This window comes from Dongia sp., from assembly GCF_041909655.1.
In the GTDB taxonomy this organism is placed as follows: domain Bacteria; phylum Pseudomonadota; class Alphaproteobacteria; order Dongiales; family Dongiaceae; genus Dongia.
On sequence record NZ_JAYRDA010000009.1, the window covers coordinates 121,884 to 129,987 of the forward strand.

Here is an 8,104-nt window from a genome sequence, read left to right on the forward strand (position 1 = left end):
TTCCAAGCTCGATGCGGCACCGCCTGAATGGGCGGTGCCGCTTTCGCTTTGCCAACAAGAAGATTGCCGGGGAGTAGCCGCATGTCCACGGGTGACGGTGCGTATCTGCGCATAGATCATGTCAGCAAGTATTTCGGCGCCTTTCAGGCGCTGAACGACGTTTCGCTGGAAATCAATTCCGGCGAGTTCGTCTGCTTTCTGGGGCCATCCGGTTGCGGCAAGACGACCTTGCTCCGCGCGATTGCCGGTCTCGACATCCAGACATCCGGTCGGATCTTCCAAGCCGGTCGCGACATCTCGGCGCTGCCGCCAGCACAGCGCGATTTCGGCATCGTCTTTCAATCCTATGCGCTCTTTCCCAATTTGAGCGTCGCCGAGAATGTCGCCTATGGCTTGGTCAGCACCAAGCGGCCGAAGGCGGAAGTCGATTCCCGGGTCGCGGAACTGCTCGCACTTGTCGGCCTCCGCGGCCAGGAACCGAAATTCCCGAGCCAGCTTTCCGGCGGCCAGCAGCAGCGCGTGGCATTGGCCCGCGCGCTTGCCATGTCGCCGGGTTTGTTGCTGCTCGACGAACCATTATCGGCGCTCGATGCGCGCGTCCGCCAGCATCTGCGCGGCGAATTGAAGGAATTGCAGCGCAAGCTCAAGGTCACGACGATCATGGTAACCCACGATCAGGAAGAGGCCCTGGCCATCGCCGATCGCATCGTCGTCATGAACCAAGGCGTCATCGAACAGGTCGGCACGCCGCTCGATGTCTATCGCCATCCGAAGACCGCCTTCGTCGCCGATTTCGTCGGCCAGATGAATTTCCTGCCGGTCGAGCGTGTTTCCACCGACCGCGTCCGCTATGGGACAACCGAGTTTCTCATGCCCTCCAGTGAACAGGCCGTGCGCGACAGCGGCAAATCCGCCCTCTGCGTGCGGCCGGAGGATATTCAGATCCGCAACGTCGCCGCGGGCCAGAACAACACCCTCAAGGTCAAAATCGACCATATGGAATTCTTGGGCTCGTTCTGCCGCGCCGAACTGGTTGTCGAGGGCGGCAGCCACTTGAAAGCGGATTTCTCGATCAACGCCATGCGCGATCTCGCCCTCGAGCCCGGGCAGGAAATCACCATCGCCCTGCCGGTGGAAAGGCTGCGTCTGTTCCAGGTTGAGTCGCATGTCTGACGCCACTTTGGCACCGTTGACGCCACTCGCCACCAACTTCAAACCCGCGAGGAACCGGCCGCCGCGCATCCGCCCGCAGGCGGGAGCCGAGGATTGGGTCATGCGCGGTGCGATTGCGCTGCTCGGGATCTATTTCATCATCGTCCTCATTCTGCCGCTCTATACGCTGCTCATCAAAAGCGTTGAGGACAAGGACAAGAACTTTATCGGCCTCACCAATTTTGCGCGCTACTTTGCCGATCCCGCGCTGACGCAATCGCTCGTCAACACCTTCACGGTTTCCATCCTGGGAACCGTCATCACGATTTTCCTGGCCTTTCTCTATGCCTATGCGCTGACACGGACCTGCATGGCGATGCGCGGGGTTCTTCGGGCGGTCGCCCTGGTGCCCTTGCTGGCACCCTCTTTGCTGCCGGGCCTGGCGCTGATCTATCTCTTCGGCAATCAGGGCATCTTCAAGGGCGCGCTGATGGGGCACGAGATCTATGGGCCGATCGGCATCATCATCGGCGAAGTGTTCTTCGCCTTTCCGCACGCCTTGATGATTCTGGTGACGGCGCTTTCGGTGGCCGATCAGCGGCTCTATGAAGCAGCGGATTCGCTCCGCGCCAGCCCGTTCCGGATCTTCATGACGGTCACCTTGCCCGGTTGCCGCTACGGCCTGATCAGCGCTGCCATGGTGGTCTTCACGCTGATCTTCACCGATTTCGGCGTGCCGAAGGTGATCGGCGGCTCCTATAATGTGCTGGCCACCGACGTCTATCGCCAGGTGATCGGCCAGTTCAATTTCCAGATGGGCGCCGTCGTCGGCCTGCTGCTGCTGTTTCCGGCGGTGATTTCCTTCGCTGTCGATCGGCTGGTGCAGCGCCGCCAGGTGGCTTTGCTTTCGGCTCGCGCCGTGCCGTTCCAGCCGCGACCGCGGCCGGCGACTGATCGGGCCTTTCTGATCATCACCTGCCTGATCGCTGCCGGCCTTCTCATCATTCTCGGCATGGCGTTCCTGGGCTCGATCATCACGTTCTGGCCCTACAAGCTGGTGCCGACGCTGAAATGGTATGACTTCACCCGCCTCGGCACGGATGGCTGGGGACCATATTTCAACAGCCTTCGCATGGCGGCGCTGGTCGCCGTCATCGGCACCACCATCGTGTTCACCGGCGCCTATCTCACCGAGAAGAGCCGGGGGGCCAAGGGACTCCGCTCCGCGTTGCATCTCGTCGCCATGGTGCCGCTCGCGGTGCCCGGTATCGTGCTGGGCCTGGCCTATATCTTCTTCTTTAATGCCCCCGGCAATCCGCTAGGCCTGATCTACAACACCATGACCATCCTGGTGGTGAACACGATCTGCCATTTCTACACGGTCTGCCATCTCACCGCGGTAACGGCGCTGAAGCAGGTCGATGCCGAATTCGAGGCCGTCTCCGCTTCGCTCAAGGTGCCGCTCTATCGCACCTTCTGGCGGGTGACCGTGCCGGTCTGCCTGCCGGCCATTCTCGACATCAGCGTCTATTTCTTCGTCAATGCGATGACCACGGTCTCGGCCGTCATCTTTCTCTATTCGGCCGATACCAAGCTCATGTCGATCAACGCCATCAACACGGACGATGCCGGCAACACGGCCTCGGCTTGTGCCATGGGCATGGTCATCGTCGCGACCTCGGCTGTGCTGAAGGGGCTGCACTCGCTCCTGGTCCGTCGCCTGCACAAACGAACCCAGGCCTGGCGCCAGCGTTAGAGACTTGGCGCCAGCGCAAGCGTAGATGTCGGTTCTGGCCGCGTTGATGGGCGAATCCGTCTGATATGTTACAATTTGATGACAGAATTCGAATCGAGGCCCATTCGGCATGATCTTCCTGCTCAATCTTTTCGGCGCGGCGGCGCTTCTGCTTTGGGGTTTGCGCATGGTGAGGACGGGGGTGCTGCGCGCCTATGGTGCCAAGCTCCGCCAGAGTCTCAGCCGCGCCACCGCCAATCGATTCTCGGCCTTCCTCTCGGGTCTCGGCATCACCTGTCTGCTGCAATCCTCCAGCGCCACGGCTTTGCTCTCGGCCAGTTTCGCCTCTCGCAAGCTGGTAACGACCGGCGGCGCGCTCGCCGTGATGCTGGGCGCCGATCTCGGCACCAGCCTGGTGGCCCAGGCCTATTCCTTCAAGGTGGGCTGGATCTCGCCGCTGCTGATCGTCATCGGCTGGGTGATGTTCAACAAGTTCGAGGATTCCAAGGTGCGCGATCTCGGCCGCGCCATCGTCGGGCTCGGCATCGCGCTCCTCGGCCTCCATCTCATCACCGATGCGGCCGAGCCAATCCGCGACGCGCCGCTTTTGCCGCTGCTGCTGCGAGTCATGACCGATGCGCCGGTCTTTGGAGTCATCGTCGGCGCGGTTCTCACCGTGCTGTCCACCTCCAGTCTTGCCATCGTGCTGCTGGTCATCAGCTTCATGGCCAAGGATCTGGTGCCGATCGATCTCGGCTTTGCGCTCATCCTCGGTGCCAATCTCGGCAGCGCCGTGATGCCGATTCTAGCCACGTCGGGCGAGCCGCCGGAAGCGCGCCGAGTGCCCGTCGGCAATCTCGTCTTCCGCGCCATCGGTGTCGCCGCGGCCCTGCCCTTGATCACGATCATCCAGCCTTATATCGCCATGCTGGAATCGGATCCGGTGCGCCAGGCGCTGAATTTTCACGTCGCCTTCAATCTGGCGCTCGCGGTGATCTTCATCGGTTTCACCGGACCGGTGGCGCGCCTGACCGGCCGTCTGCTGCCGGATCAGCCGGTCGGCGATGATCCGGGCCGCCCGCGCTATCTTTCCCACGCGCCGGTCGATCAGCCGACGGTGGCGCTCGCCAATGCGGGGCGCGAGGCTTTGCGCATGGGCGATCTGGTGGGACAAATGCTGCGGCAATCGCTGGAAGTATTCCGCAGCGACGATCGCCGCCTCATCAAGCAGGTGAGCGACCTCGATACCCAGATCGACCGGTTGAACGAGGCGATCAAGCTGTATTTGACGCAGGTCAGCCGCGAATTGATGGATCCTGCGGATCAGAAGCGCGTCGTCGACCTCATCACCTTCATCACCAATCTCGAGCATATCGGCGACATCGTCGACAAGAACCTGATGGAACTCGCCGCGAAGAAGGTGAAGTACCAACTGCAATTCTCGCCGGAGGGCACGCGCGAGCTCGACCAGATTCACGAGCGCCTGACGCACAATCTGGAACTCGCCATGAACGTCTTCATGTCGGGCGATCTCAAGCTGGCGCGGCAATTGTTCGAGGAAAAGCAGTTGTTCCGCGAAATGGAACGTTCAGCGGCGGAGAATCACCTGGGGCGGCTGCGCTCGGGCCGGATCGAGAGCCTGCAGACTTCGTCGCTGCATCTCGACATCCTGCGCGATTTGAAGCGCATCAACTCGCATCTCGCCATCGTCGCCCAGCCGCTTCTGGAAGCGGCCGGCGAACTCAGCCCCACGCGATTGAAGTAGGCAAGGCCAAAATAGGCTTACTTGCCCGTACCCGTGCGGCGGTCGCTGGAGGGGAGGCGCACCGGTCGGCGCAAGAAGGCCGGCAGATGATCGCCAAAGCCATGACCCGCAACCAGGCTGGCATCGTCATCCTGATGCGGCGCGGTCGTGGTGGTGGTGTCATGGCGGTTATGACTGTCATGCTGCTGCACGGGGCTAAGGGCCGGTGCCTTTTCCTTCCGCTCACGGTCCCTGCGGCGCTCGCGCGGCGCGGGGCGCTCCGTAACCTCGGTGAGGACGGGGAGGGCGGTGCTCGCCTCGAGAATGTCGTGGCGATGTAGCTGCTCGCTGGGATGCGGAATGGCAGCTTCGATGATCGCGGCGGAATCGGTCTGCACGTCCGCGCCGGCTTCGGCCCCCGATTCGATTCTGGGCGCACCGCGGCGGCGGCGGGTGCGCGGGGCTTTCGCCGGCCTTGTATCTGAATCCGCCGCAGCGATGACGGGATCGATCTCCGGTACGACGGCCAAGGGCAGCGCGGCGCTCTCGCGTTCCGGCCGCTCGCTGCGTTCCGGGCGATCCGAGCGTTCGGGGCGGCGCGCACGATCACGGCCGGTCGGACGCGCGTTGCGGCCACCACGGCCACGGCCGCGGCCATCGCCTTCGGCGAAGGGCTGATTCTCGAAGCCCTCGATGGTGATGAGCGGAATCTCTTTGCCGATCAGCTTCACGATCGCCGCCACATGCTTGCCGTCATAGGGGGTGGCGAAGGTGAAAGCGCGGCCTTCGCGGCCGGCGCGGCCGGTACGGCCGATGCGATGCACGTAATCCTCGGCATGGATCGGCGTGTCGAAATTGAAGACATGGGTGAGGCCGGCGATATCGATGCCGCGTGCCGCCACGTCGGAGCAAACCATGAGCGAAGCTTCGCCGCGCTTGAACATGGCGAGCGTCTCGCCACGCGCGGATTGCGCCATGTCGCCATGCAGGCGCACGGCCTTGAAGCCATGCTTGGTCAGCGATTTGTAGAGGATGTCGACATCGACCTTGCGGTTGCAGAAGATGAGCGCGTTGTCGACGTTCTCGGCACGAATGAGGCGGCGCAGGGCTTCGCGCTTGTCCATCTCATCGATGACGGCCAGGCCCTGGGTCACGGTGGTGGCGGTCGTCGCCGGCGCCGACACCGTGATCTCCTTCGGGTTCATCAGGAACGCGTCGGACAGGCGGCGAATCTCGGGCGCCATGGTGGCCGAGAAGAACAGGGTCTGGCGGATCTTCGGCAACATGCTGACGATACGCTCGACATCGGGGATGAAGCCCATGTCCAGCATGCGGTCGGCTTCGTCGATCACCAGAATCTTGGTGTCGATCAGCAGGATCTTGCCGCGATCGAAGAGATCGAGCAGGCGGCCCGGCGTCGCGATGAGCACATCGACGCCGCTCATCAGCTTGGCTTCCTGATCGGCGAAACCTTCGCCGCCGATGATCAGGGCATGCTTCAGATTATGGTACTTGCCGTATTTCTCGAAGTTCTGCGCCACCTGCGCCGCGAGTTCGCGGGTCGGTTCGACGATCAGCGAACGCGGCATGCGCGCCTTGGCGCGGCCGTTCGCCAGGATGTCGATCATCGGCAGGGTGAAGGAAGCCGTCTTGCCGGTGCCCGTTTGCGCACAGCCCAGAACGTCACGCCCCATCAGGACCGTCGGAATGGCCTGGGCCTGAATCGGTGTGGGATCGTTATAGCCGGCTTCGGATACGGCGCGGAGTAGCTCGGGGCTGAGCCCCAGATCGGAAAAACCCATGATGTCTCGAAAAAAGGGGGCCGATCTCAACAAGCAAAGCGGCCGCCATCGGCACCCGGGCGACCGCCGCAGAATTCGCGCGGACTATAGAGAGATGCTGGCTTTTGTCAATCCAATGGACACACTATGCTGTCGGAAATGCCTTCAATTCCGCGTGTTTCGGAGTCTCTGTGATGTTGTTGGAGCGGGCCAGATCTCAATTATTAGTCGTCGATGTGCAGGAGCGCCTGGCACCAGCCATCGACGGCATCGAGGGGGTGGAGCGGAACTGCCGTATCCTGTTGGAAGCGGCGCATAAACTGGCAGTTCCAGTGATGATTTCCGAGCAATATCCGCATGGTCTGGGCCATACCTTGCCGAGCCTTCTGCCCCATGCCGGCGGCAATCAAGTCTTTGAAAAGTTGGAATTCTCCTGTTTCGCCAATCATGCCTTGCGGACGGCTTTGACCGAGCACGGCAACCGCGAGACGGTCATTTGTGGCACCGAGGCGCATGTCTGCGTGTTGCAGACGGCTTTGGAGATGAAGGGGGCAGGGCACGAGGTGGTGATCGTCGCGGATGCGGTTTCCTCGCGCAGTCTCGCAAACCGCGCTCTCGCTTTGGACCGGGCGGCCCGGGCCGGGATCGAGATTGTCAGCACCGAAATGGTGCTGTTCGAGTGGCTGCGCAGTGCCGCGGATCCGGCTTTCAGGGCCGTTTCGACATTGATTCGCTGACGGACATCCCATGACGGTTCATCTGGTAAAGCTCTGCGTCGGGATCGACAGCATCGCCGAACTCGTGCGTTACCGCGAGGAAATGGCGGCCAAGCGCCGCGGCAAGAAGCCCCTCGAGGACAGCCATTGGACGCGCTCTTTCCCACGCCGCGCCGATGAGGTCCTGGATGGCGGTTCGCTCTATTGGGTCATTCGTGGCCAGCTCTGCGTGCGCCATCGCATCCTGCGTCTCGACGAGGTGGAAGACGAAGCGGGCAAACCCTATTGCGCCATCGTCTACGACCCCACCGTGATCGTGACGGAAATGCACCCCCGTCGAGCATTTCAGGGCTGGCGCTATCTGGAGGCGGAGGATGCGCCGGCCGATCGACCGGATCAGCGCGCGGCTCTCGCGCATGCTTTGGCGGAAGAGGAATTGCCGGCGGAATTGCGCCAGGAATTGCGGGGGCTTGGACTGCTTTAGGCGCGATTTGTCTTCGAAAAATGTGCGTGCCGTCGGAAATTTGTCATGGCCATTTTTTTTGTGCTTGCACTCTCCGATCCGACTCGCCTATAAGCCGCCCACCGAACGGGGCCGCACGGTCCTGGTTCGAAACCGGTGGCCGAAAGGCCCTGGATCGAGGCGGTGGTTCGAGACGGAACTTAGGTTCCATCAGTGCTTGAATCGCCAATCCGGCATCATTATAGTGGGCGGTCGCGCCAGCCGAGTCGGGCTGGCGAATGGCGCGCGACTAGGGTGCCAAGCTGTTTGACAAGTATAGAAGTCAGAAGGGATACGCGGGCGGCGGGTCTTTAGGGTTTATGCTCGAGAGATTGTCGCGAAGCCTTGCGTGTTTCTGTAGAGAGAAGGTCGATTGTTTGGCTGGGGTAACTTGGCTGGATGATTGGTTGGATCTCGTTATGCAGTAAGACGAAACGTGTTTTGCGACGGATCAATTGGTTAGCGTCGTGTTGG

Annotated in this window: 6 protein-coding genes; 5 read left to right on the forward strand and 1 reads right to left on the reverse strand. The window is 61.9% G+C overall.

The annotated features are described in order from the left end of the window. Positions 1-81 precede the first annotated feature (81 nt). The 3 genes from ACE3PR_RS17665 to ACE3PR_RS17675 all read left to right on the forward strand — a co-directional run bounded on the left by ACE3PR_RS17665 (position 82) and on the right by ACE3PR_RS17675 (position 4,652). Positions 82-1,173, forward strand: a complete 1,092-nt coding sequence (locus tag ACE3PR_RS17665; RefSeq protein ID WP_374374652.1) for a putative 2-aminoethylphosphonate ABC transporter ATP-binding protein — start codon at positions 82-84, stop codon at positions 1,171-1,173. Beyond that, positions 1,166-2,908: a putative 2-aminoethylphosphonate ABC transporter permease subunit gene (locus ACE3PR_RS17670; protein WP_374374654.1), complete on the forward strand. Its 1,743-nt coding sequence runs from the start codon at positions 1,166-1,168 to the stop codon at positions 2,906-2,908. Before ACE3PR_RS17665 ends, ACE3PR_RS17670 begins: the two co-directional genes overlap by 8 nt. Before the next feature lie 109 nt (positions 2,909-3,017). After that, on the forward strand, positions 3,018-4,652 hold the full coding sequence (locus ACE3PR_RS17675) for a Na/Pi cotransporter family protein (protein WP_374374656.1): 1,635 nt from the start codon (positions 3,018-3,020) through the stop codon (positions 4,650-4,652). Between the two features lie 17 nt (positions 4,653-4,669). Here the strand turns inward: ACE3PR_RS17675 and ACE3PR_RS17680 are convergent, their stop codons facing one another. Continuing rightward, positions 4,670-6,433: a DEAD/DEAH box helicase gene (locus ACE3PR_RS17680; protein WP_374374660.1), complete on the reverse strand. Its 1,764-nt coding sequence runs from the start codon at positions 6,431-6,433 to the stop codon at positions 4,670-4,672. 173 nt (positions 6,434-6,606) lie between these two features. Here ACE3PR_RS17680 and ACE3PR_RS17685 point away from each other — a divergent pair, with 173 nt between their 5' ends. Continuing rightward, positions 6,607-7,149 carry an isochorismatase family protein gene (locus ACE3PR_RS17685; RefSeq protein ID WP_374374662.1) on the forward strand — a complete coding sequence of 181 codons (543 nt, stop codon included), beginning with the start codon at positions 6,607-6,609 and terminating at the stop codon, positions 7,147-7,149. A 10-nt stretch (positions 7,150-7,159) separates the two neighbouring features. Continuing rightward, on the forward strand, positions 7,160-7,612 hold the full coding sequence (locus ACE3PR_RS17690) for a DUF1489 family protein (RefSeq protein ID WP_374374665.1): 453 nt from the start codon (positions 7,160-7,162) through the stop codon (positions 7,610-7,612). Positions 7,613-8,104: the final 492 nt, after the last annotated feature.

Excerpts from the sequence above, each read along its gene's own strand:
- ACE3PR_RS17665 (WP_374374652.1), top strand. The coding sequence starts at position 82 with ATGTCCACGGGTGACGGTGCGTATCTGCGCATAGATCATGTCAGCAAG.
- ACE3PR_RS17670 (WP_374374654.1), top strand. The coding sequence starts at position 1,166 with ATGTCTGACGCCACTTTGGCACCGTTGACGCCACTCGCCACCAACTTC.
- ACE3PR_RS17675 (WP_374374656.1), top strand. The coding sequence starts at position 3,018 with ATGATCTTCCTGCTCAATCTTTTCGGCGCGGCGGCGCTTCTGCTTTGG.
- ACE3PR_RS17680 (WP_374374660.1), bottom strand. The coding sequence starts at position 6,433 with ATGGGTTTTTCCGATCTGGGGCTCAGCCCCGAGCTACTCCGCGCCGTA.
- ACE3PR_RS17685 (WP_374374662.1), top strand. The coding sequence starts at position 6,607 with ATGTTGTTGGAGCGGGCCAGATCTCAATTATTAGTCGTCGATGTGCAG.
- ACE3PR_RS17690 (WP_374374665.1), top strand. The coding sequence starts at position 7,160 with ATGACGGTTCATCTGGTAAAGCTCTGCGTCGGGATCGACAGCATCGCC.